The sequence below is a fragment of the Mesorhizobium qingshengii genome (assembly GCF_900103325.1).
Lineage (GTDB): Bacteria > Pseudomonadota > Alphaproteobacteria > Rhizobiales > Rhizobiaceae > Mesorhizobium > Mesorhizobium qingshengii.
The window spans coordinates 13,580-37,440 of sequence record NZ_FMXM01000033.1 but is presented as its reverse complement, the minus strand read 5'-3'; the positions used below and the strand labels follow the sequence as shown (position 1 = coordinate 37,440).

At 62.4% G+C, this 23,861-nt stretch carries 20 protein-coding genes; 10 read left to right on the top strand and 10 right to left on the bottom strand.

Features of this window, described 5'->3' with window-relative positions; all coding sequences use genetic code 11:
* Positions 1 to 295 (top strand): rhodanese-like domain-containing protein (locus tag BLS48_RS31695; RefSeq protein WP_208604702.1); only part of this gene is annotated, 295 nt, incomplete at its 5' end.
* A 43-nt stretch (positions 296 to 338) separates the two neighbouring features.
* On the opposite strand, the gene cydX is transcribed toward BLS48_RS31695, so the two are convergent.
* Genes cydX through BLS48_RS31680 form a run of 3 tightly spaced genes read right to left on the bottom strand, consistent with a single transcriptional unit; the run spans position 339 to position 3,248 of the window.
* On the bottom strand, positions 339 to 470 hold the full coding sequence (cydX, locus tag BLS48_RS31690; protein ID WP_091586179.1) for a cytochrome bd-I oxidase subunit CydX: 132 nt from the start codon (positions 468 to 470) through the stop codon (positions 339 to 341).
* A gap of 22 nt (positions 471 to 492) precedes the next feature.
* The gene (cydB, locus tag BLS48_RS31685) at positions 493 to 1,647 is read right to left on the bottom strand and encodes a cytochrome d ubiquinol oxidase subunit II (RefSeq protein WP_091586177.1); all 1,155 of its coding nucleotides are present in this window, start codon (positions 1,645 to 1,647) and stop codon (positions 493 to 495) included.
* A 26-nt stretch (positions 1,648 to 1,673) separates the two neighbouring features.
* On the bottom strand, positions 1,674 to 3,248 hold the full coding sequence (locus tag BLS48_RS31680) for a cytochrome ubiquinol oxidase subunit I (protein ID WP_091586175.1): 1,575 nt from the start codon (positions 3,246 to 3,248) through the stop codon (positions 1,674 to 1,676).
* A 102-nt stretch (positions 3,249 to 3,350) separates the two neighbouring features.
* Here BLS48_RS31680 and BLS48_RS31675 point away from each other — a divergent pair, with 102 nt between their 5' ends.
* The 4 genes from BLS48_RS31675 (at position 3,351) to BLS48_RS31660 (ending at position 10,607) form a co-directional block, all read left to right on the top strand.
* Complete coding sequence (locus BLS48_RS31675; protein ID WP_091586173.1) at positions 3,351 to 5,006, top strand: ABC transporter transmembrane domain-containing protein; 1,656 nt, start codon at positions 3,351 to 3,353, stop codon at positions 5,004 to 5,006.
* On the top strand, positions 5,003 to 6,637 hold the full coding sequence (locus BLS48_RS31670; RefSeq protein ID WP_091586171.1) for an ATP-binding cassette domain-containing protein: 1,635 nt from the start codon (positions 5,003 to 5,005) through the stop codon (positions 6,635 to 6,637). The genes BLS48_RS31675 and BLS48_RS31670 overlap by 4 nt, the downstream gene beginning before the upstream one ends.
* Before the next feature lie 194 nt (positions 6,638 to 6,831).
* On the top strand, positions 6,832 to 8,004 hold the full coding sequence (locus BLS48_RS31665) for an acetate/propionate family kinase (protein ID WP_091586169.1): 1,173 nt from the start codon (positions 6,832 to 6,834) through the stop codon (positions 8,002 to 8,004).
* Between the two features lie 209 nt (positions 8,005 to 8,213).
* Positions 8,214 to 10,607: a phosphoketolase family protein gene (locus tag BLS48_RS31660; RefSeq protein WP_091586167.1), complete on the top strand. Its 2,394-nt coding sequence runs from the start codon at positions 8,214 to 8,216 to the stop codon at positions 10,605 to 10,607.
* Between the two features lie 390 nt (positions 10,608 to 10,997).
* Here BLS48_RS31660 and mgtA read toward each other — a convergent pair whose 3' ends face one another.
* The 6 genes from mgtA to BLS48_RS31630 all read right to left on the bottom strand — a co-directional run bounded on the left by mgtA (position 10,998) and on the right by BLS48_RS31630 (position 17,215).
* The gene (gene mgtA, locus BLS48_RS31655) at positions 10,998 to 13,664 is read right to left on the bottom strand and encodes a magnesium-translocating P-type ATPase (protein ID WP_091586165.1); all 2,667 of its coding nucleotides are present in this window, start codon (positions 13,662 to 13,664) and stop codon (positions 10,998 to 11,000) included.
* Positions 13,664 to 13,849 (bottom strand): Rossmann-fold NAD(P)-binding domain-containing protein, encoded by a 186-nt coding sequence (locus BLS48_RS31650; RefSeq protein WP_143019572.1) that lies wholly within the window; start codon positions 13,847 to 13,849, stop codon positions 13,664 to 13,666. The genes mgtA and BLS48_RS31650 overlap by 1 nt, the downstream gene beginning before the upstream one ends.
* A 129-nt stretch (positions 13,850 to 13,978) precedes the next feature.
* Positions 13,979 to 14,335, bottom strand: a complete 357-nt coding sequence (locus BLS48_RS31645) for a c-type cytochrome (protein ID WP_091586161.1) — start codon at positions 14,333 to 14,335, stop codon at positions 13,979 to 13,981.
* Positions 14,336 to 14,538: 203 nt separating this feature from the next.
* Positions 14,539 to 14,745, bottom strand: a complete 207-nt coding sequence (locus BLS48_RS31640; RefSeq protein ID WP_091586159.1) for a YgaP family membrane protein — start codon at positions 14,743 to 14,745, stop codon at positions 14,539 to 14,541.
* Positions 14,746 to 14,843: 98 nt separating this feature from the next.
* Positions 14,844 to 16,541, bottom strand: a complete 1,698-nt coding sequence (locus BLS48_RS31635; RefSeq protein ID WP_244529989.1) for a PHA/PHB synthase family protein — start codon at positions 16,539 to 16,541, stop codon at positions 14,844 to 14,846.
* 227 nt (positions 16,542 to 16,768) lie between these two features.
* Positions 16,769 to 17,215: a phasin family protein gene (locus tag BLS48_RS31630; protein WP_244529988.1), complete on the bottom strand. Its 447-nt coding sequence runs from the start codon at positions 17,213 to 17,215 to the stop codon at positions 16,769 to 16,771.
* A 176-nt stretch (positions 17,216 to 17,391) separates the two neighbouring features.
* Here BLS48_RS31630 and BLS48_RS31625 point away from each other — a divergent pair, with 176 nt between their 5' ends.
* The 5 genes from BLS48_RS31625 (at position 17,392) to BLS48_RS31605 (ending at position 21,150) form a co-directional block, all read left to right on the top strand.
* On the top strand, positions 17,392 to 17,829 hold the full coding sequence (locus BLS48_RS31625) for a DUF2267 domain-containing protein (RefSeq protein WP_091586189.1): 438 nt from the start codon (positions 17,392 to 17,394) through the stop codon (positions 17,827 to 17,829).
* A gap of 3 nt (positions 17,830 to 17,832) precedes the next feature.
* Entirely contained in the window at positions 17,833 to 18,540 is a 708-nt protein-coding gene (locus tag BLS48_RS31620) for a phosphoribosyltransferase (RefSeq protein WP_091586153.1), read from the top strand.
* Entirely contained in the window at positions 18,540 to 18,986 is a 447-nt protein-coding gene (locus BLS48_RS31615; RefSeq protein ID WP_091586151.1) for a pyridoxamine 5'-phosphate oxidase family protein, read from the top strand. Before BLS48_RS31620 ends, BLS48_RS31615 begins: the two co-directional genes overlap by 1 nt.
* Positions 18,987 to 19,144: 158 nt before the next feature.
* Positions 19,145 to 19,543: a c-type cytochrome gene (locus BLS48_RS31610; RefSeq protein ID WP_244529987.1), complete on the top strand. Its 399-nt coding sequence runs from the start codon at positions 19,145 to 19,147 to the stop codon at positions 19,541 to 19,543.
* Between the two features lie 53 nt (positions 19,544 to 19,596).
* Positions 19,597 to 21,150 (top strand): bifunctional aminoglycoside phosphotransferase/ATP-binding protein, encoded by a 1,554-nt coding sequence (locus BLS48_RS31605; protein ID WP_091586147.1) that lies wholly within the window; start codon positions 19,597 to 19,599, stop codon positions 21,148 to 21,150.
* Between the two features lie 22 nt (positions 21,151 to 21,172).
* Here BLS48_RS31605 and BLS48_RS31600 read toward each other — a convergent pair whose 3' ends face one another.
* Positions 21,173 to 23,854 (bottom strand): bifunctional acetate--CoA ligase family protein/GNAT family N-acetyltransferase, encoded by a 2,682-nt coding sequence (locus tag BLS48_RS31600; RefSeq protein WP_091586145.1) that lies wholly within the window; start codon positions 23,852 to 23,854, stop codon positions 21,173 to 21,175.
* Positions 23,855 to 23,861: the final 7 nt, after the last annotated feature.

The window sequence follows — 23,861 nt, the reverse complement described above, 5'->3', positions numbered from 1 at the left end:
GCTGACGCCGACGCAAGTGCGTCAGGTGGGTGACGCCGTCACGCTTGTTGATGTCAGGGAGAACGCCGAGTGGGCGTCTGGGCATATAGCGGGCGCCATTCATATTCCGTTGGGCAAGCTGCGTGACAAGATGGACCTAATTCCATCTGACAAGCCCGTCGTGTTTTATTGCCACTCCGGCGGCCGGTCATCGCAAGCGATTGCCCTCGCCATGGCGGCAGGACAGCCGCACGACACGCATATGGGCGGCGGCATTAGCGCCTGGCGTGCGCAAGGTTTCCCGTTGGCAAGCTGAATAGCGACTGCGCTTTCGCATCAGAGGTTTGGTTTGCGGCGCCTCAAGGTGCTTCCAAGTGCTCAATTTGTTCTGATGGTTGCGCGCGAACCGCGCGCAACTCGTACCAGAGGGCATTCAGGATGCCGACCGTGGTGGCCAGTCCGAGGCCGAGGATCCAGGCGAAATACCACATCGTTGCAATCTCCAATCTCGTTTCAGTACGCCGATGAACCGGCCCCGCGCACCGAGGTTTCGCTGACCTTGCCCCAAAGCACACTGTAGACCCAGGCTGTGTAGGCAAGGATCAGCGGTAGGAAGATGACAGTTGCGATCAGCATGTTGCGCAGCGTCGCCCGGCTTGAGGATGCATCGAACACGGCAAGCGAATGGCCCGGATTGCTGCTTGACGGCAGGATGATCGGAAACATCGCCAAGCCGACAGTCGCGATGATGCAGAGCACGCCAAGCTTCGATGCGAGGAAGGTGATGCCTTCGCGACGCGCACGGAAGCCGGCCGCGGCGACCAGCGGCGCCACGATGCCCAGCGCGGGCACCAGGCAAAGGGCCGGCGTGGCGCGGAAGTTGCGCAGCCACGCGCTCGAATTCGCTATCACCGTCTTGCCGAGCGGATTGGACGGGCCATCCCAGACGATGGCGCTCGTCACCTCATAGCCGCCGAGCAGCCCGAGCCAGACAAGCACCCCGCCGCCGGCAAACAGGACTGCGGTGGCGAGCGCGACCTTGCCGCCGATGACGCGGGCGCGGTCAGCCACCGGCCCTTCCGCCTTGAATGCCAGCCAAGCCGCGCCGTGCATGACAAGCATGGTCAGCGAAACTAGGCCGCAGTAAAGCGCCACCGGATTGAGCAGGCCGAACAGGGTGCCCTCATAGAACGGCCGCAGGTCGGTGGAGAAGTGGAATGGCACGCCTCTCAGCGCGTTGCCCACCGCCACCCCGAAGATGAGCGCCGGCACGGCTCCGCCGATGAATAGCGCCCAGTCCCAGTTCGAGCGCCAGCGGGGACTCTCCCGCTTCGAGCGGTATTTGAAGCCGACCGGCCGCAGGATCAGCGCGAACAGTACCAGGAACATGGCGAGGTAGAAGCCCGAGAAGCTCAATGCGTAGAGCGCCGGCCAGGCAGCGAAGATGGCACCACCGCCCAGGATAAACCAGACCTGGTTGCCTTCCCAGACCGGTCCGACGGTGTTGATGGCAACACGCCGCTCGATATCGGTCTTTGCGACGAAGGGCAGCAGTGCCCCCACGCCCATGTCAAAGCCGTCGGTCACCGCGAAGCCCATCAAAAGAACGCCAAGCAGCACCCACCATATGATCCGCAGCGTTTCGTAATTGAAGAGGAAATCGATCATCGTCGTTGTTCCTTGCAGGTCCCGGTTTACTGGGCGGCCGCCAGATGGATTTTTGTGCCTTCGCCGATGGGAGGCGTGATATTCGCACCGACAGCCGGCCCCTTCGCTATCGCCTGCAGCATCAGCTTCACCTCGATCACGGCCAGCACGCCATAGACGAGGGTGAAGCCGAGGATGGTAATCAGAAGATCGGGAATGCCGAGCTCGGACGTCGCCAGGAAGGTCGGCAGCATGCCCTCGATGATCCAGGGCTGGCGGCCGAATTCGGAGACGAACCAACCGAGCTCCGCGGCAAGCCATGGCAATGGCATCGCGATCAGCGCGATGCGAAACAGCCAGCGCGGCGCCGGCGTCTCGCGCATCGTATGCCAGAGCGAGATCGCGAAGACGGCAAGCAGCAGGAAGGCGCACAGCACCATGATCCGGAAGGTGAAGAAGATCGCCGGCACTTCCGGCACGGTCGACCATGCCGCCTGCTTGATCTGGTCATCCGTGGCCTGGCGTGGATCATCGATATAGCGCTTGAGCAGCAGCGCATAGCCAAGATCCTTGCTTGTCGCGTCGAAGCTGGCGCGTGCCGCCGCGTCGCCATGGTTGACCTTGAGTTTTTCCAGCGCGTCGTAGGCGGTCAGCCCGTCGCGGATGCGTCCCTCGGCCTTCTGGACGAGTTCGAAGATGCCGGGGATTTCCTTGTCGATCGAACGGGTGCCGATGAGGCCCATGACCCAGGGGATATGCACGGCGAAATGGGTCGTGCGGTCGCTCATGCTGGGAATGCCGAACGCAGTGAAGGAGGCGGGAGCCGGCTCGGTCTCCCACATCGCTTCCATGGCGGCGAGCTTCATCTTCTGGTTGTCGGTGATGGCGTAGCCGCTCTCGTCACCGAGTACGATGACCGACAGCGACGAGGCGATGCCGAAGGCCGAGGCGATAACGAAGGAGCGCTTGGCGAGTTCGATGTGTCGCCCGCGCAGCATGTAATAGGCCGAGACGCCGAGCACGAAGACGGCGCCGCAGACATAGCCGGCCGAAACAGTGTGGACGAACTTCGCCTGCGCCACCGGGTTGAAGATGACGGCCATGAAGTCCGTCACTTCCATGCGCATCGTGTCCGGGTTGAAGGCCGAGCCGATGGGATTCTGCATCCAGCCATTGGCGATCAGTATCCATAGCGCCGAGAAATTGGTGCCCAGCGCGACAAGCCAGGTGACGACGAGATGCGCGCGCGCCGAGAGCTTTTCCCAGCCGAAGAAGAACAGGCCGACGAAGGTCGCCTCCAGGAAGAATGCCATCAGGCCTTCAATCGCGAGAGGGGCGCCGAACACGTCTCCGACATAGTGCGAATAATAGGCCCAGTTCATGCCGAACTGGAATTCCATGGTGATGCCGGTGGCGACACCGAGGGCGAAATTGATGCCGAACAGCACGCCCCAGAATTTGACCATGTCGCGCCAGATCGTGCGGCCGGTCATGACGTAGACCGTCTCCATCATCGCAAGCATGATGGACAAGCCCAGTGTCAGCGGGACGAACAGGAAGTGGTACATCGCGGTCAGCGCGAATTGCAGTCGCGACAACTCCACAAGCAATGGGCTGGTCATGGGAGGGCTCCGTTCAGGCGTGCCCTTCGATAGCGTGTTCCGCGGTCGCGCCTTTTGATATGCGTCAATTCGCTGACGGCCCCGGCGTGAGATTGAACTGTCATGCTCGAAACTGTCCTGAATCGCCGCGGCAAACGCCCAACGGGGGCAACTCCACCGGAGGCCAATGCAGGGGCGCCCGCCCCCGGCAAGACACTTTGCATTGCGCGCGGCCTTGCCGCCGCCGGCTTGCATTCCGCCCTTGCATTGCAAGCGTCGCGCGCGATGCTGCGGCTTGCCTTCATAGGTCTGGCGGCGATGTTCGTGGGTCGCATGATCTCGGGGAATGCCAGCTGGCTGCTGCTTGGCGCCGCGCTGGTCAGCCTGATCCTCGGCTCTGTCGTCGGCCTGGTGGCCGACCGAGCTGTCGCCAATACGGAACTGGAGGTTGCCAACGGCCTGCTCGGGTCGGTGCGTCGCGCCCTCGCCGCGGCTCTTCCCGGCGACATCCAGGTAATGCCGCTCGGAACATTGATCGCTGGACTGCAACGCTATCCGCAAGCCGTGGCCGGCCTGGCGGTCGGGCATCGCCTCGCGTCGACCATGCTGGGGCTGGGCCCCCTACTTGCCGCAACCGTTATTGTCGCCGTTTCGTGGGAGGCGGCATTGGCGCTCGTCGTGCTGACCCCGGTGATGATCGTCTTCTTCGCTCTGATTGGCGGCGCGATCCGTAGCGGCGCCGACGCTCAGGAAAAAGCATTCGGCCGTCTCGCCGCACAGTTCGCCGATCGCATCCGCACCTTGCCGACCATCCTTGGAAACCACGGGCTGAACCGAGAAAGGCGCAAGCTGGCTGTGCGGCTGGACACCTATGCCTCGGGCACGATGGGCGTGCTCAGGATCGCCTTCCTCAACGCCGGCATCATCGACTTCTTCTCGTCGCTGTCGATCGCGATGCTCGCCGTGTTTCTCGGTCTCGGCCATCTCAAGCTCATCAGCGTCCCCGGCTTTGCCGACCTCCAGCTCTGGCAGAGCCTGTTCATCCTGATGATCGCGCCGGAATATTTCGCCCCGTTCCGGCGCTACGCGGAGCAGTATCACGCCAAGGCCGAGGGCCTCGCCGCCGCCACCGCGCTCGACACACTCGTTCTGGCCGCCCATCCGCAATCGCCGGCTTTCGAAGCCACCATCGTGACCCGCGATCTGGCCGGTGCCGCATCGCTTCTGCCCCGGACCGGGCTGGTAGCCATCACCGGACCGAGCGGATCGGGCAAGTCGACCCTGCTGCGCCATCTTGCCGGGATCGGGTCCGCGCCATCTTTCGAAGCGGATTTCGACACCCACCCAGGCATCGCTTGGTGCTCCACCGACATCTATGTGCCGGAAGGCCCGCTTGACGCTGCTATCGCCTGGCAAAACGGCCCATGTTGCCGGACCCGGCTGCTGCTTGCGGCGGGCAATGTCGGTCTTCTCGACGATGTGCTTCTGCCCGGTGGGCTTGACGCGCTGATCCAGGCCGGCGGTGAGAACCTCTCCGGCGGGCAACGGGTGCGCATCGGCCTGGCGCGTGCGTTGATCTCGGGCCGCGCCATCTTTGCCGACGAGCCGACCGCCAAGCTTGATCCCGGCAACGCCGCGATGGTGCGTCGTGCGCTTGCGGATGCGGCGTGCAGCCGGCTCGTCCTGGTGGCAACGCATGACAGGAGCCTGGCCATGCTTGCCGGCACAACCATCGACCTCGGCGCGGACAACCGTCAGGCACGGGAGAAAGTCGCATGAACGGCACCGCGTCCTCGATCGCCGCGCAAACGCGGATCGGCCCACCGCAAGAGCCTGTCCGAAACAGGGCGCCGTGGCGCCTCGCCCTTGTTCTGGCATTTGCCGCCCTGGCGGGCGGAATCCTGCTGACCGGCGTGTCCGTGTGGTTTCTCGGCGCGGTCGCCCTGGCGGGCCTGACGCCCGCCGCGTTGACGTTCAACTTCCATGTCCCCGCTGCATTGATACGCCTGTTCGCCTTGACACGGACGGCGGCCAAATATGGCGAGCGCGTTGTCGGCCACCGGGCGGCGCTCACCGATCAGGTCCGGCGGCGCTCGACCCTGTTCGCCGCGATGGCGTCGGCCCCCTCGGTGCGCAAGGCCGGCTGGCAGCTTGGCAACCAGGATCGCCTTGCCGACTATCTCGACGACGTCGAGGACGTGGATTATGCGCGCCTGCGCGTCAGCTTGCCGTCAGCGACCCTTGGCGTCGCCATTCTTTTGCTTGTCGCCGCGACCCTGTTGATAACGCCGCTGGCAGTCGTGCCGATCCTGCTGCTCATCACGGCAAACATCGTCGGGGCCTGTTTCCTGGCAAGCCGAGCCGACGCCGATCTGGCGGCCATGCGCGAAGGCAGGCAGCAGGCCTCCCGCCTGCTTGGCGCCGCGATACAGGCCGTGGTGCCATTGCAGGGTGAACGCCGCTGGGGTCTCATGCTCGAAGCGCCGTTCGATGGCTACGCCAATGCCCAGACGCGCGCGTTGGTGCTTCGCCACAGGCAGGCCTTGTTCGATACGTTGGCCAACTGCCTGGCGCCATGCGCCATGCTGAGCGTTCTGGCGTCCGCCTGGCTGTCGGGCTTGCGCGGCGAGGCCCTGTTGGTGCCCGCCCTGCTGGCCTTCGCCTGGCTGGCCGTTGGGGAATCCGTGCTGGGCGCATCGAAGATCGTCGTCGCCTTCGCGCGCGAGAAGAAAGCCCGGTCGACCCTGGCCAAATGGAATACCCCGGACGGCGTGTCGCGCAAACATGTCCCGGAGCGCATCTCGTCTTTGACGCTAGACCGACTGCCACGCCACGCCCCGGATGGCCGGCTGATTGGAAGGCCGGTCAGCGTCACCTTCAGGGCTGGCAGGCCAACGGTCCTGCATGGCCCCAGCGGCTGCGGCAAGACCTCCTTGTTGAAGCAGATCGCCGGCTGGCTGGACGTCGGTGATGGATGCGTCTTGAGCGACGGCATCGGCTGCGGTGTGGATGCGCGTCGAGCCATGAGTTGCTTCTGTCCTCACGATGCGACGGTTCTCGCCGACACCGTGCGCGAGAACCTGTTTGCCCCGCACGCCAGTGACGACGAACTGTGGAGTGCGTTGAGCACCGTGGAACTTCAGGACCGGATAAGGGCGGCGGGCGGCTTGGACGGCTGGATCACGCAGGATGTGCTGTCGCTCGGCGAGGCGCAAAGGCTGAACCTCGCCCGTGCATGGCTTTCCAACCGCCCTGTCGTGCTTCTGGATGAGCCGACTGAACATCTCGATACCGAACAGGGCAAGCGCATTCTCGATGCGCTGCTGCACCGGCTGCGGCAACGCATCGTCATCCTGTCGAGCCATGACGAGCTGACACCGAGAGGGACTGCGGCGGTTCGACTGCAATGATGCGACAGGGAACGATCTTCCGAAGTCGCGATATTTGAAAGCGTTGGCGCAAGACAGGTTGGCAGGCTGGCCGTGGAGTGGGTCTTTTCTTGTGCCCGGCGTCCTCCATCTTTGTGGTAACTCCCGACTTGCAAGGGCGGTCGCGTGGAAACTGCCCGTGACCGGTCAGATCGAAGCACTGAGAAGGCGAAACCATGAGCGGTCCGATCGTGCTGACGTTCAACCCCGGTTCTTCCACCATCAAGCTTGCCTTGTTCGCGATCGGGACGCACGGGCCGCGGCCCTTGGCCAGGGGAGTCGTCGATCTGCGGCACCTGCCCCTGACGCTGCGCGTCGAGGAGGAAACCAGCGCGTTCGACGTCGTGTTGAAGGCAACGGTGAGCGACGATCTCCACGCTTTGATCGACGAAATTCTGGCGTGGATCGAGAACCACTTCTCCGTGAACGAACTTTGCGCGATCGGCCATCGGGTGGTGCATGGCGGCGACCGTTTTGACGGGCCGGCATTGGTCAGCGACGACGTGTTGGCCGCGATAGAAGCTTTGGTGCCGTTGGCTCCTCTTCACCAGCCTCAAAGCATTCGCCTGATCCGCGCCGTCAGCCACTTGCGGCCGGGATTACGCCAGGTCGCGTCCTTCGACACCGCCTTCCATCGCAGCCAGAGCGATCTGGTCCGCCGCTTTGCTCTGCCCCGCGAGCTGTTCGACCAGGGCATCAAGCACTACGGCTTCCATGGCCTCTCCTACAAATTCATCGCTTCCAGGATACAGGAGCTTGCTCCCAACACCGCCGCCGGACGCGTCATCGTCGCGCATCTTGGCAGCGGCGCGAGCCTGTGCGGGCTCGCCGCGGGCGCCAGCCGCGACACCAGCATGAGTTTTTCGACGCTCGACGGCATTCCGATGGCAACGCGCTGCGGCGCACTGGATCCTGGCGTCATCATTCACCTCCTGAAGCAGCGCGGACTGAGGGTCGAGGATATCGAGGACATGCTCTATCACCGCTCCGGCCTGCTGGGCATTTCGGGCATCAGCGCCGACAGCCGCGACCTGATCTCCAGCAAGGATCCGGAGGCACGCGAAGCGCTTGATCTCTTCACCTTTCGCATTGCGCGGGAAACGGCGGCCATCATCGTAGCGCTGGGCGGGCTCGACGGCATCGTCTTCACCGCAGGCATCGGCGAGCATCAGCCGGAGATCCGTGCAGCCATCTGCAAGCACCTCGGATGGCTCGGCCTGGTCATCGATGCCGCGGCGAATGCGCGGAACGCCACGCGGATCGAGGCAGCCGACAGCAAGGTCGTCGTCATGGTCGTTCCGACCGATGAGGAACTGGTGATCGCGCAGGAGGCCCTGTCCATCATCTGAGTCCGACACTCCCCCGCCGCGCGCCGCACGGTTTGGGCCGGCGGACGCAACCTATTGGTGCGCGGACGCTTGTTGTTGATCGGGATCAATGTGAAGGGGGTCATGGCCGCCACAATGTCGATCCGATCGTGCCGCTCGGCGACGCGAGCTGAACCGGCGGCGCGCGCAATGGCAACCGCAATTGACAACCAGAGACGGGAACATTTCCCATGGACTCGACTGAACGGAACGCGCTGCCGACAGGACAGGTCCTGCCGCCGGATGAATTGAAGCTCATGCACGCATGGTGGCGCGCGGCGAATTATCTGTCCGTCGGTCAGGTTTATCTGCTTGCCAATCCCCTCTTGCGAGAACCACTCAAGATCGAGCACGTCAAGCCGCGCCTTCTCGGCCACTGGGGCACCACGCCCGGATTGAACTTTGTCTACGTGCATCTCAATCGCATCATCCGGACCAAGGGCACCAATGTGCTTTTCGTTGCCGGCCCGGGGCACGGGGCTCCGGGAGTCGTGGCCAATACCTATCTGGAAGGCACCTATAGCGAACTCTATCCCGACATATCTCGCGATGAGGAAGGCCTTTGCCGGCTGTTCCGTCAGTTCTCTTTCCCTGGTGGCATACCTAGCCATGCAGCGCCGGAAACGCCTGGCTCGATTCACGAGGGTGGCGAACTCGGCTATTCGCTGGCGCATGCCTATGGCGCGGTGCTCGACAATCCCGACCTCGTCGTCGCGTGCGTGATCGGCGACGGCGAAGCCGAAACCGGGCCGCTGGCGACCTCATGGCACGCCAACAAGTTTCTCAATCCCGCGGCCGATGGCGCCGTTCTGCCGATCCTGCATCTGAACGGCTATAAGATCGCGAACCCCACGGTGCTGGCGCGCATCCCGCCCGAGGAACTGGAGGCGTTGTTGCGCGGCTACGGCTATGCGCCCCTGTTCGTGGAAGGCGATGAGCCCCAGATAATGCATCAGAAAATGGCCGGTGCACTGGATGAGGCTTTCGCACGCATCGAGGCTATTCAATCGGCCGCGCGCGGAGACGGCCAGGCCCAGCGTCCTCAGTGGCCGATGATCGTGCTGCGCAGCCCAAAGGGCTGGACCGGCCCGAAGACGGTCGATGGCCTCAAGACCGAGGGTTTCTGGCGCTCGCATCAGGTGCCCTTCAGCGACATGACCAGGCCCGGTCATCTGCAACTTCTGGACGATTGGCTGCGAAGCTACAAGCCCGAGGAACTGTTCGATGAAGCAGGCGCTCTACGCGCCGAGATCGCCGCGCTCGCCCCAGCGGGCGAGCAGCGCATGAGCGCCAATCCACATGCCAATGGCGGAGCGCTCATGCGTCCGCTGCGGCTGCCCGGATTCGAGTCCTACGCCATTCCGGTCGCGCACCCCGGAGAAGTCAATGCGGAGGCAACCCGGATCATGGGCACGTTCCTGCGTGACGTGATGCGGGAGAACAGGGCGAGCCGGAACTTTCGCGTCTTCGGTCCGGACGAGACCGCGTCAAACCGGCTTCAGGCGCTGTTCGAGGTCACGGACAGGGCTTGGGATGCACGGACCATTCCCGAAGACGACCATCTGGCGCCGGCTGGCCGCGTGATGGAAATCCTCAGCGAGCATCTGTGCCAGGGCTGGCTCGAGGGCTATCTGCTAACTGGCCGTCACGGCCTGCTTTCCTGTTACGAAGCGTTCATCCACATCGTCGATTCCATGTTCAATCAGCACGCGAAGTGGCTCAAGACTTCGCGGGACGTTGCCTGGCGGCGCCCGATTGCATCGCTGAACTATCTGCTGACATCCCATGTCTGGCAGCAGGATCACAACGGTTTCAGCCATCAGGATCCCGGCTTCATCGACCATGTCGCGAACAAAAAGGCCGATATCGTCCGCATCTACCTGCCGCCGGACGCCAACACGCTGCTCTACGTCACTGATCACTGCCTCCGAAGCTGGGGGCGGATCAATGTCATCGTCGCGGGAAAGGCCCCTGCTCCACAATGGCTCGACATGGACGCGGCGATCAAACACTGCGCCCAGGGCGTCGGTATATGGGAATGGGCCAGCAACGACCTGGGCGGTGAGCCGGATGTCGTTCTAGCATGCGCTGGCGATGTGCCTACCCTTGAGACCCTCGCGGCGGTGGATCTGCTGCGTCACTACATTCCGGAATTGAAGGTCCGGGTGGTCAACGTGGTGGATTTGATGACGCTGCAGCCGAACACTGCTCATCCGCACGGCTTGAGCGATGGTGACTTCGACGCGCTGTTCACGAAGGACAAGCCCGTGGTCTTCGCCTATCACGGCTATCCGACGCTGATCCACCGACTGGCCTATAAGCGCACCAATCACGATAACATCCATGTGCGCGGCTATCAGGAGGAAGGATCGACGACGACCACGTTCGACATGGTGGTTCGCAACAAGCTCGACCGCTTCCATCTCGCGGCCGACGTCATCGACCTCGTGCCAAGGCTCGGCGCAAGCGCCGTCTACGTCAAGCAGGCCATGCGCGACAAGCTCGTCGAACACGAACGCTACATTCGCGCCCACGGCATCGACATGCCCGAGATCCGCGAATGGCGCTGGACCGTCGGGGCTTGAACAGGGCAAAACCGTCAAATTTCGGCCAGCCTAGGAACGAAATCCTTGCCGGTTAGCCCCCTGCGCCTTTCGATGAGCTGACGCCGGCCCACGCGATCCATATCCTGTAGATCCGTTGCAGGTATCGCACCGCTCAACAGGCACAGCTGATCGCTGAAGCTCCAATCCGCTTCCTCCATCAATTGACAGCACGCTTCTGCATCCGGTCGTTGCATCACCGTCATATCCGTCCTTGGCAGTCAACCATCAGCCGACAAAGCGGCTTGCCAACATAGACTGGAAGGACGCAACAGGTGCCAAAGCGCATCCGCGCGGATGCGCTTTGTCGCCATTCCCTTCTGGATCATATCTTGGCGCCGCCCATCGCCATCAGGCCGATTGTGCATTCTGCTACCCGGCGACGGTCCTACTGGATCGCATTCGATGAGGATGATGCTTCTCGTGATCGAAGAACCAGCGTTTTGTTGCCTCCGAGGCCAACAGATAGAGTGCGGTGATGGCGACGAGCCCGACAAGCACGGGCAGCGGCAGCGGCACAAAGCCGAAGTACGCGGCGAAGGGCACGTAGGGTATGACGATCGCGACACCCGCGACAGCCAGTGTAAGCCATGCAAGCAGGGGGCTGGGGCGGCTCGTCCAGAACGCCTTGTGTGTGCGCACGATGAGCACGATGGCGAGCTCTGTCAGCAGTGACTCGACGAACCATGCGGTCTGGAAGGCGGCCGCTGTCGCATGTGCAAAGAACAGCAGGAAAGCGAAGGTTGCAAAGTCGAATAGCGAGCTGACCAAGCCAAAGCCGACCATGAATCGCCTGACGAAGCCGATGTCCCAGCGACGCGGCCGGCGCGACTGGTCTGGATCGACATTGTCGCCAGCAATAGCCAGAGAGGGAATGTCCGAAAGGAAATTGTTGAGCAGGATCTGCGCCGCCAGCAGCGGCAGGAACGGCAGGAACAGCGAGGCGGCGGCCATGCTGATCATGTTGCCGAAATTGGCGCTGGTCGTGATGGAGATATATTTCATCGTGTTGGCGAAGGTCTTGCGGCCATCGTCGACGCCACGCACCAGAACGCCCAGATCCTGCCTGAGAAGAATGATGTCGGCAGCCTCGCGTGCGACATCGACCGCGGTGTCGACCGAGATACCGATGTCAGCTTCGTGCAGGGCGGGCGCATCGTTGATGCCGTCTCCCATATAGCCGACGACATGGCCCCGGCTCCGGTATGCCTCGACGATGCGTTCTTTTTGATTGGGGTCGATTTCGACAAACAGGTCGGTGTGTTGCACGGCTGCGAACAGAGCGGTTTTTGTCAGCTTCGACAGATCCTCGCCAGTCATGATCCTCTCGGCCCGCAAGCCAACCGCCGTGGCGAGATGCGCGGCAACATAGCGGTTGTCGCCCGAAATGACCTTTACGGCGATGCCCCTGTGGGCAAGCGCGGAAAGCGCCTCCTTGATCCCCTGCTTCGGCGGGTCGAGGAAGAGCAGGAAGCCGGCGAAGGCGAGATCGGTCTCGTCCTTCCTGGAAAAGGCCCCCCGGCTTTCGAAACGGCGGATAGCCATACCCAGGACCCGATAGCCGTCGGCACTCCAACGTCTAAATTTCTCGTCGATTGCGGCACGATGCGTGTCACCCAGGGGCTCCAGCCCATTCGCAGTTCGAACGAAGCTGCAGACTTCGAGGACATTTTGCACTGCACCCTTGGTGATCAGAAGGTCTTCAGCACCGTTGTGGTGGACAACAACGGACAGCCGCTTGCGGATGAAGTCGTAGGGAATCTCATCGACCTTCGTGAAGGACCTCAATGTTGCAACGTCGTCGCCCTGGGCACTGGCTATCGCTTCGTCCAGTGGGTTCTTCAACCCGGTCTGCATGGTGGCGTTGAGCCGTGCCCAAAGCAGGATATCCGTCGATGGATTGCCATCGACATCGAGCCACCCATCGAGGTGGATGACACCCTCGGTCAGCGTTCCCGTCTTGTCGGTGCAAAGCAGGTCCATGCTGCCCAAATTCTCGATGGCATCGAGACGGCGCACGATGACGCCGTTGGCCGCCATGGCGCGGGCACCCCGGGCCAGCGTCACGCTGATGATGGCTGGAAGCAGTTCCGGCGTGAGACCCACCGCCAGCGCCAGCGAGAACAGCAGCGATTCAATCAGCGGCCGATGGAGCAGCAGATTGGCGAAGAACACGATGATGACGATCACCAGCATGATCTCCGTCATTAGGTAGCCAAAGCGTCTGATACCCCGGGCGAAGCCTGTTTCGGGGATACGTCGCTCGAGGGCCGCGGCGATAGACGCGAACTCGGTGCGGTCACCGGTCGCTGCCGCCAGCACGGTCGCGGTGCCGCTGCGGACCGACGTGCCGGTGAAGACAGCATTGCTGCGGTGTGCGACGGGAGCCTCTGGCGGCGATCGACCCGGTGTTTTCACAACCGGAAACGTCTCACCGGTCAGCACCGCCTCGCTGACATTGAAATCGCGCGCATCCAGAATGACACCGTCCGCGGGAATGAGGTTTCCGGCCGAGAGCCGGATCACGTCCCCAGGCACGATGTCTTCGGCATTTATGGCGCATTCGACACCGTCGCGCAGGACAATAACCTTGTGTGAAACACGCTGTTTCAGCGCTTCTGTCGCTCTCGACGCCCCGTATTCCTGGGTAAAGCTCAGGACGCAGCTTGCCAGCACGATCGCGCCGATGATCGCGGCCTCCTGGCCCTCACCAACGAAAGCCGACACGCCGGCCGCAAAAATGAGGATCAGGACCAGTGGACTGCGGAACTGCCCCACAAATATGGTCAAAGCCGACGTGCCGGATCGCGCCCCCGGAGTGTTTCGGCCGAATTTTGCAAGCCTTGATGCGGCCTCGGAGGCGGCGAGGCCCGAGCCCGATGTATCGAGACGTTTCAGGAGGTCATCGGCCTCGATCGACCAATAGGCATCCTTGTCAGGAATTCCCGTCGATGCTGGGACGGGTTGCACCGCGCTTTCTGTTTGCCCGTCCTGCCGCGTTGGCTGTACATTATCGCCGGGCACAGTACGAGACGCCATCAGTGCGACATGAAGCGGTTGATGCCGCTTTCCTCAACCAGCGAGCGCGTGACGCGGCCAAAGGCCGCCATGTCGACGTCGGCGGCGACATGCGCGCCGCGTGCAGCCAACTCACTCGCAAGACCGACGCCGGTTCCCGATCCGATCCCTGCCACGATCGCGGTCTTGTCCCTGCAATCCTTCATCATCTCGCTCCGTCGAGAAGTTTCCATTCTAGGCTCGCTGCGAGATGGGGACTTGATCGCCGTCAAATGCCGCCCGATTGCGCACGAACACCAGTCAGGTGCGGTCGTGCGCCTGGTCGGTGGCGTCGATCACGGCTGCTGCACGCTGGCTATGTAAGCGATGATCGCATCGATCTGGTCGGGGCTGGCAACCCATTCAGGCATGTCCGGGTGACCGGTTGAAATGCCTTCTGCGAGTGCCTCCTCCAGATCCGTCAGCGGATAGCGCTTTGACAGGGTGCGAAAGGCAGGAGCGTCCGGATGGTTGCTCTTGTCCGTTTTTCCAATGGCGTGGCAGCGGGCGCAATTGAACTCCACCAGGGCTTTGCCGCGCTCCGTTATGCTGTCGGCCCGCGCCGGCAGTGCGGACACAACCAGCGAGAGGCCGAGCACAAGGGTCCGCAAGGAATAATGACGAACGATGCTATCTTCGATGAAGGCGTTCATTCCGGCAATCTGCGCCCATGGACGTTCCCTGCCTTGATTTCCATCAATCGGCCTTGGCGTGCCATGCCGCGAAGTGTCGTCGCAAGGTTGTTCCTCATCTCGCAGCCAGTCTGGATCGGGCGCTGATTTCGTATTCGAGGATCATGGCTCGCCTGAAGCGGCGAGCCGCCCGCGCTGAAAAGCGCCAGCTTGCTTAGGTCAATTCAGGCCTTTCCTGCCGGGCAGGTCGAGATTCCGAGCAGTGTGTAGAGGGGACAGGTTCCGAACAGTCCCGTAAGCAGCGGAACCAGGCCCACGAGCAGACCATAGCGCCAGGCAGCGCCCGGATAGATGAAGAAAAGCGAAAGCAGCGCGAGTCCGACGATCACGCGTACAACGCGATCGACAAAGCCGACATTCATCTTGAGCATGCTGATTCTCCAAGCGTTTCGTGGATTTGCGGCAGTCTGCCGATAACTCCATCTCAACACTTGCCGCTCGAGAGGGCATTGATCGGCGTCAAGCCGTATCAGGGTTCAAGCACGTATCTTCCAGGAGCCGCACAGACCGGCGGGTAACGCTCGGTGCCTCCGCCTGGGGGCGGAATAACAGCGCCGGAATGGAGAGCCAGCCAGTCCGCCCATTCCCGCCACCACGAACCATCGACGGCGGCGGCCGATGCCGACCAGGTTTCGGGATCCGGATGAGGTTGCCCGCTCACATGCTGCAGCCGCTTGTAGCTCCGGCCTCGGTGACCCGGCTCCGACACGACGCCGGCATTGTGGCCACCGCTCGTCAGGACGAAGTCGACGTTCGTGTCGAGCAGGTGCGTCAGCTTGAAAACGGAACGCCACGGCGCCACGTGGTCGGTCACCGTTCCCAGTGCGAACACCGGAACCTTGATGTCCTCGACATGGACCGGCCGGCCATCGACCTGGAAACGGCCTTGCGAGAGATCATTGCCGAGATAAAGCTGGCGCAGATATTCTGATTGCATCCGGTATGGCATGCGCGTCGCATCGGCGTTCCATGCCATCAGGTCCGACATTTGCGGGCGTTCGCCGATCAGGTATTCGCGCACGATGCGCGACCATATCAAATCCTGGGAGCGCAGCATCTGAAAGGCGCCCGCCATGCGCCGCTGATCGAGAAAACCCTCGCTCCACATCAGGTCCTCAAGCATGGACACCTGACTCTCATCGATGAAAAGGCCGAGTTCGCCTGGTTCTTCGAAATCGATCTGGGCTGCTATCAGCGAAAGCGACTTCAGCCGGTCGTCGCCGTCGCGCGCCATCGCCGATGCCGCGATGGAAAGCAGCGTTCCGCCCAGACAGTAACCCACCGCGTGCACCTTCGCGCCACTGGAGATATCGCAGACCGCATCAATCGCCGCCATGACGCCGTGCCGGCGGTAGTGGTCGATTGACCATTCCCGCTGTTCACGCCCGGGATTGCGCCAGGAAATACAGAACACCGTGAAACCCTGGGCGACGAGATAGCGGATGAGCGAATTGTGCGGTGACAGATCGAGGATGTAGTATTTCATGATCCAGGCCGGCACGATGAGGATCGGCTCCGACTTCACCGTTTCCGTGACCGGCCGGTACTGGATCAGTTCGATGAACTCATTGCGATACACGACGTCGCCAGGCGTCGCCGCCACTTCCACGCCTGGCCGGAAATTACCCGTCCCGGCCGCCGGGCGCCCTGCCGACTGCCGCGCCAGATCGTCGACCAGATTCGCCAGCCCGGCCCAGAGGTTCGAACCGCCCTCGCCTATTGTCTTTGACAGAACCTCGGGGTTGCTGCCGATGAAATTCGACGGCGACAGCATGTCGAGGAATTGCCGGCTGTAGAACTCGACCAGTCGTTCGTGCTTTGCCGAAACGCCGTGCACGTCGCTGGTCGCGTTATGCCACCATTGCTGCCATAGCAGAAAGGATTGCTGATAAGCGCTGAACGGAAAAACCTGCCAGCCGGAATGGCCAAAGCGCCGGTCCTGTGGCAGGGGGGAAATGCAGGGCTGGGAAAGCCCCTTCCTTTCGACACAGCTGGCCAGGAATGTCGCCAACCGAGCCGATTTTTCGATCGCCTTTACACAAAGCTCGTACTGCTTGCCCGGCGAGATCGCCAGATGCAGGCCCCAGTCCTGCAAGGCCTGCAGAAGGCTGATTGGTGAAATGCCGAAGCTCGCCTGTGCCATCCCGGCGTGAACGAGACGGTCCACCTGGCGAAATGTGTCGTCCAGGTTCTCGGGTGCTGCACACCGCCCGGGTGCCGCATGAACGGGCTTCAATGCGACATCACCGTCCGAAACAGGAGAGACGGAATCGGGGGATCGGCTTCGAGTTTCACCGCAGGTCGCCATCGAACCGTCTCCAAATCCAATCAGGCAGTCGAGCCAGCCGACGCGGGAAGACCAAACCGTCTCGCCAGCCGGTTAAGCTTTGCGATCTACGCGACTGTTTTCGCTGCCATATCCTCGATCGCGGTCTCGGCTTCCTTGCGCACGCGCCTGGCTGTTTCCGAAGTGAGTTTCGAGGTCAACGCCGCGACCTTGCCGGCTTCCGTGGCGTATTCCGATGTCGCGTTCTGCAGGAAGTTCGAAAAAACGTCGAACGCGTCGTTGAACTCGGAACCGGCGACCAGATCTTCGGCCAGTTTAACGTCCTGCTCGTAACGATGTTTCAAAAACGCGAGCGTTTCGATCTGATAACGCATCATCGTTTTGAAAGCGTGTGCCTGCAGGGATGCCGCAGCGAGGATCAACTTTTGGCCATTTTCCAACATCGGCAGTGGCTGCATGCCGAATTGCGACGGCTCGGAATGAGTTTGCATGATCGGTGCTCCATTGTGAGGCAGTCGCAAACAAGACGTCTGCAGAAAAACACCTACCGCCATTGGCCATGGTGTCGTTGATCAAGATCAACATGTGCACGTTTTCCGCATCGATCCACCGACTGGTCTCGAATTGAGAGAACGCGTGCCGATGTGTTGAGAAGGCCAATTGATCCCGCGCAATGCGCAGACGTTCGCGAAGCTCGAAAATGATGCGGTTTTTCACAAGGGAGCACGTCATGAGCCACATGTCCCACACCTCCTTCGCCAGCTTCACCCACGCCGCCCAACAGGCGCAGCAATGGGTCAACGAACTTGCGACGGATCTTTGCTGGAGTGAACCGAGCGCATACCGGCTCCTCAAGACCGTTCTCCACGCAGTGCGCGACTGGCTGTCGCCGGCCGAGATGGCCGATCTTTCGGCGCAGCTGCCGGTCTTGATCCGCGGCGTCTTTTTCGAAGGCTGGGCCCCAACCGCTACGAACGCGTGCGAGCGCAAGAAGCGCGATTTCATCATCCGTGTCGAAGCCAGTTTCGGTTGCGATGACGAAGTCGATTTCGATGTCGCCATCAAGGCTGTGTTCAAGCTGCTCGATCGCCATATTTCACATGGTGAGATCATCCAGGTGCGAAACTCGATGAAGAAGTCTCTTCGTGAACTCTGGCCGGTGGATTGACCGATGTTCCGCGACCGCAAGGAGGCTGGAGAAAGGCTCGGCATCGAATTGGCCAGGCTCGGCCTGTACCAGCCAATTGTGCTGGCGCTGCCGCGCGGTGGGGTTCCAGTCGCGGCTGAAGTCGCCAAAGCCCTCGGAGCGCCGCTCGACCTGCTCATCGTCCGCAAGGTCGGCGCCCCGGGTAATCCGGAACTGGCCGTTGCCGCTGTCGTGGACGGCAATCCGCCCGACGTCGTGCTCAACCGCGAGATCGTCGAGGCCTATTCGCTCGACGATGCCGATCTTGCCGCGCTGGTGGCTCTCGAACGCCCCGAACTCGAACGTCGACGCATCGCCTATAAGGGCAACCGCAAATCGTTGTCAGTCGCCGGGAAGACCGTGATCCTTGTCGACGACGGCGCCGCGACCGGCACGACGATGAAGGTTGCTGTCCGCGCGCTGCGGCATCGCGCGCCCAGGGAGATTGTCGTGGCTGTTCCCGTTTCTCCACCGGATACCGTGGCCGAACTGGCTCAGGAAGCGGACCGCGTGGTATGCCTTAGCCAGCCTGGGCGGTTCCGGGCGTTGGGTTATCACTATCTGCGGTTCCCGCAGCTCTCCGACAGCGAAGTGATCGCCGCCATGGACGAAGCTGCCCAGTTGCACAAGATACGCCGGCGCGACGTCGCTGGCGATGTCTCGATGGCCGAGAAGAACAGGAGATCGCATTGATGCTGGTCCGTACGCTTTCGGTGCTGGAATCCACCAAACTGCTGTCCGCCAACCGCCTCGGCCACCTGGCATGTGCGAAGGATGGGCAGCCCTATGTCGTGCCTCTGCACTATGCCCATTCCGACAATCACCTCTACGCGTTCTCCTTGCCGGGCAAGAAGATCGACTGGATGCGGGCCAATCCGCAGGTGTCCGTCCAGGTTGGCGAACACGGCCAGGGACGAGGATGGAGAAGCGTGGTCGTCGATGGCCGCTATGAAGAACTGCCCGACCGTATCGGCAACAAGCTTCAGCGCGATCATGCGTGGTCGCTCCTGAGCCAGCATGCCGACTGGTGGGAACCGGGCGCACTCAAGCCGGCCATTCCCCTGGTTGCCGACAGCATCCCGCACGTTTTCTTCCGGATATCGATCGAGCAGGTGTCCGGACGCGAAGCGAGTGAGTGAGCCGCGACGGCGGCGACAGCATGCTGGCGAAGCACGTCGGAGACTGAAAGTTCGAATTGCGCTGAATCAAACACGCTTTCGCGGCTGCATTTGATCCGCATCAACGTGCTCGCAGGGCGCGGCTGTAGGTTTCAGCCAAATAACCGATGGAGACGCAAGTGAGACTCCTGATCGCCGCGGTTTTCGCAGGCTTGGCCTTCAATCCGGCCGCCGCTCAGGAACTGGGCAACGGCAAGGCGGAATACATGAACTCCTGTGCCGTCTGTCATGGCCCCGAAGGCAAGGGTGATGGCCCCTTGGGCGACGAGTTGTTGAAGCGCCCCGCCGACCTGACGCGTCTCTCCAGGCGAAATGGCGGCGAATTCCCCTACTGGCGGGTTTTTGCCGTGATCGACGGCCGCGCCATGGTGCCGGCACATGGCGAGCGCGACATGCCGGTCTGGGGGCGCCAGTTCCTTCCCGGCGACGTGAAGAAATATGGCCCGAACGCCGGGGAAATCGTCACCAGGGAACGGATCCATGAGCTGGCTGGTTATGTCGAGACACTGCAGCAATGAGAGCAGATGGCGGAAACGGTCTCCGCAAGACACAAGCATCGAGGAGGCGGTCCATGATAGTTGATGACCAGCAAGCCGCTGTCGCGTTTCTGCTTGATCCTGCCTCATACGCCGCGGCCGGGCCGGTCGAGGCGATCGAGACCCATATCTCGCGTATTTTTCTGACTGGCGAACGCGCCTACAAGATGAAGCGGGCAGTGAAGCTGCCCTATGTAGACTTCTCGACGCCGGCACTGAGGCTGGCCGCTTGCGAGAAAGAGGTGGAACTCAACTCGAGAACCGCACCCGGTCTTTATCTTGGCGTGCGACGCATCACACGCGAGGCCGACGGCAAACTGGCCTTTGATGGCACCGGCCAGATGGTCGACGCTGCGATCGAGATGGTCCGCTTCGATCAGTCGAGGCTCCTCGATCGGATGGCAACCGCCGGAGAATTGACGCCGGCATTGATGACCGCTGTCGCACGCATGATCGTGGGATATCACCGTTCCGCGCCGACAGTCCACGATGGCAGCGGGCAGTCCAACATCGCGGGTGTGCTCGACATCAACGAGGCCGGCTTTGCCACCAGCCATGTTTTCACAAAGGCAGAGGTCAAGACCTTGGCCGAGGCCTTCCGCACCGCCCTCGCCCGGCATTCCGGATTGCTCGACCGTCGCCAAGCCGCGGGCAAGATCCGTCGGTGCCATGGTGATCTGCATCTGCGCAACATCTGCCTTTTCGACGGCGAGCCGCGCCTCTTTGATTGCATCGAATTCAACGACCAGATCGCCAGCATCGACGTGCTCTACGATCTTTGCTTTCTGCTGATGGATCTTTGGCACCGGGGCTTTCCTCAACTCGCCAATCTCGTGATGAACCGCTATCTCGACGAGGCCGACGACGAGGATGGCTTTGCCCTGTTGCCCTTTTTCATGGCGGTCCGGGCTGCGGTGCGCGCGCACGTCACAGCAACGCAGGTCGAGGAAGGTAGTGCCGATTCCGACAAGTTGATTGCCCAGGCGAGGTCCTATTTCGAACTTGCTCGAACATTTCTCCAGCAGACCTCGCCGAGACTCGTTGCCATTGGCGGCCTGAGTGGTTCCGGCAAGACGACGGTGGCAGAAGCCCTCGCCGCTCTGGTCGGAGCGCCGCCCGGCGCCCGCATTGTCGAAAGCGACCGCATCCGCAAGGCCATGCATGGGGTGCCCGCGGAGACGAGGCTGCCGGACCGGGCCTATCGGCCAGAGGTCTCCGACCGCGTCTACCGCGAAATGGCATGGCGCGCCGGCTTGATCCTTTCCGAGGACGGTTCGGTTGTCGCCGATGCCGTTTTCGACAGGCCGGCGGATCGGGAGCGGATGGAGAAGGCGGCGCGCGACCGGGGTATCACATTCTCCGGATTTTGGCTGGACGCGGACCCGCTCGTGCTTTGGCAGCGGGTCAGTGAACGCAAGGGCGGCCCTTCGGACGCCACTATCGACATCCTCTCGCGGCAGTTGCAGCGGAATGCCACGCAGGTTGGCTGGCGCAAGATCAATGCCGATCGAAAGCTCGTCGACATCGTCGCGGAATTGAAAGGGCTTTCCGAGAGCGATACTTCCAAGACCCTGCGCACAGCCTCCTGACTGGCGCGGCAGGCAGGTCACCTCAACGGAGTTCGAGCCTTGCCTCGACAAGGCCGGGCTCGTCCGGAAGATGCCCTATCGAGAAGCCGAACTCGCGGCACATTGCCAGCATTTTCTTGTTCTCGCTGAGCACAATGCCTTCGATCCGACTGATCCCATCGGCCTTTGCATAATCAACGATCTGCCGGAGCAATTCCCAACCCAGTCCATGGCCCTGCAAGTCCGTCCGCACCAGCAATGCGTATTCTGCGCTGACGTGGTCCGGGTCGCAGGACAGCCGGCTGATACCGGCCAGTGCGCCAGTTTTCGCCTCCAGAGCGACGAAAGCCATGTTGCGGTCGTAGTCGAGCTGAGTAAGCCGCTTCAACATCTGGTCGGAGAAACTCTTGCGTGGCGACAGGAAACGCAGGCGCAGATCGTCCGGTGAAATCCTGGCTAGGAATTCAGGATAGAGCGTGACGTCGGCCGGTTTGATCGGCCGGATGTGATAGCGCGCGCCATCTGCCGAAAAGTCCCTGGTCCAGCCTGTCGGGTAAGGCCTGATGGCGAGCGCCAGGTTCGGCCCCGGCTCCTCCACGCGTTCCGGCTCGATCTCGATGCGAGCATCCAGTGCGATCACGCCGGCGGTGTCGGCAAGCAGCGGATTGATGTCCATTGAAACGAGGCACGGAAAGTCGACGACCATCTGCGACAGACCATTGAGCGCCGCAACGATCGCCTGCCGATCCGCGGGTTTGCGATCGCGGAACCCGGCGAGCAGGCGGCCGATCCGCGTTTGCCCGATGAGGTCACCGGCAAGAACGTCGTCGAGCGGCGGCAGCGCGATCGCGGTATCGTCCATCACCTCAACGGCGACACCCCCCGCCCCGAACAGGAGAACCGGACCGAAAATTGGATCGCGGCTGACACCAAGGATCAATTCCTGCGCCTGTTTTCGCACCACCATCGGCTGGACAGCGTAGCCCTCGCTATCGGCCTGAGGGTCGTGCTTGCGCAAGCGGGCCTCGATTGAGCGCGCGGCTTCCCCGGCGGCGGCGGCGCCGGTAATGCCGAGCACCACCCCGCCAATGTCCGATTTGTGCGAGATCGCCTTTGACAGCAGCTTGACGACGACTTGCTCGGATGTTTTGAGAAGCCGGCCGGCCGCCTCCTCCGCTTCGGCGGGGGATCTGGCGATGATCGTCTCGGGCACTGGAATGCCGTAAGCGCAAATCGCCGCCTTGGCTTCAGGCTCGGTGAGCATTCGCCGACCTTCCTTCGCGACCTGCCTGAATATCGCAAGCACTGCTTCCCGGTCGCTCCTGGCGTCCTCGTCGCGGCTCGACGGCGTGCGCAGCAGGGCCCGTTGGGCGCGCGACCAGTCGCTGAGGTAGGAGACGGCGGTCGCTGCGTCGGCGGGCGTCTCGAAGCTGGCAATGCCGGCATCCTGAAGAACACGCCGCCCTTCTCGCGCCGTGTGTTCGCCAAGCCAGCAGGTCAGGACCGGTTTGCCGCCGATCCTGCCGTCCCGCGCGAGCGTTGTCACGGCGCTTGCCGCGGCGAGCGGCGAGCCGAGCCCGGTCGGGCAGTTCATGACCAGGACAACGTCGGTCCCGGCATCGGCCGCGATAGCCTCGACCGCGGCCCGGTAGCGCTCGGGCGGAGCGTCGCCAATGATGTCGACCGGATTGGCATGGGACCAGGTGGCCGGCAGGACGGCGTCCAGGCTGGCTATCGTTTCCGGCGAGAGCTCCGCCAGTTCCCCGTTGCAGTCGATGAGTTGATCGACGGCAAGCACGCCGGCGCCGCCGCCATTGGTGACAATGCCGACGCGGGCTCGTTCCAGCGGAGCAAAACGGGCGGTCGTTTCAACCGCATCGAACAACTCGGCCAGACCTTTGACGCGCAGGATGCCCGCACGCACCAATGCCGCATCGACGACACGATCCGCGCCGGATAGCGCGCCGGTGTGGGTCGCGGCTGCTTTGGCCGATTGCTCGTGCCGGCCCGACTTGATCGCGATCACCGGCTTGAGGCGCGCGGCCGCGCGCGCCGCCGACATGAACTTGCGTGGATTGGGAATGGTTTCGAGATACATTACGATGGCGCGGGTGTGCATATCGCCCGCCAGCATGTCGAGACAATCTCCCACGTCGACATCCGCCATGTCGCCGAGAGAGACGATCTGCGAGAAGCCGACATTGTTATTCCCGGCCCAGTCGATCAACGACGTGGCAATGGCGCCGGATTGCGACAGCAGCGCTATGTTGCCGGGCTTGGCGGCCATATGCGCAAATCCGGCGTTGAGTTTGACGGGCGGGATCATCAGTCCGACCGTGTTCGGCCCGATGATCCGGAAAAGAGTGGGTTTGGCGGCATCAAGCATCGCCTGACGCAAGCCGTTTTCGCGAGTCAGCCCGGCGGTGATGACAACCGCCGCCCGCGTACCCTTTTCAGCAAGGTCGCGCACGATGGCGGGAACTGTCTCAGGCGGCGTGACGATGACACCAAGGTCTGGAACACCGGGAAGGTCGGCCACCTTGGCATAGCATCGCCGACCGGCGACCTCGGCGTATTTCTGGTTGACTGGCCAGATCTCGCCCGCGAAGCCTCCGTTGACGATGTTGTCGAAGACGACACGGCCGACGGCGCCATTACGCACCGATGCGCCAAAGACGGCAACCGACCTCGGGGCGAACGCAAATTCGAGATTTCGGATCGTCACCCCTGTG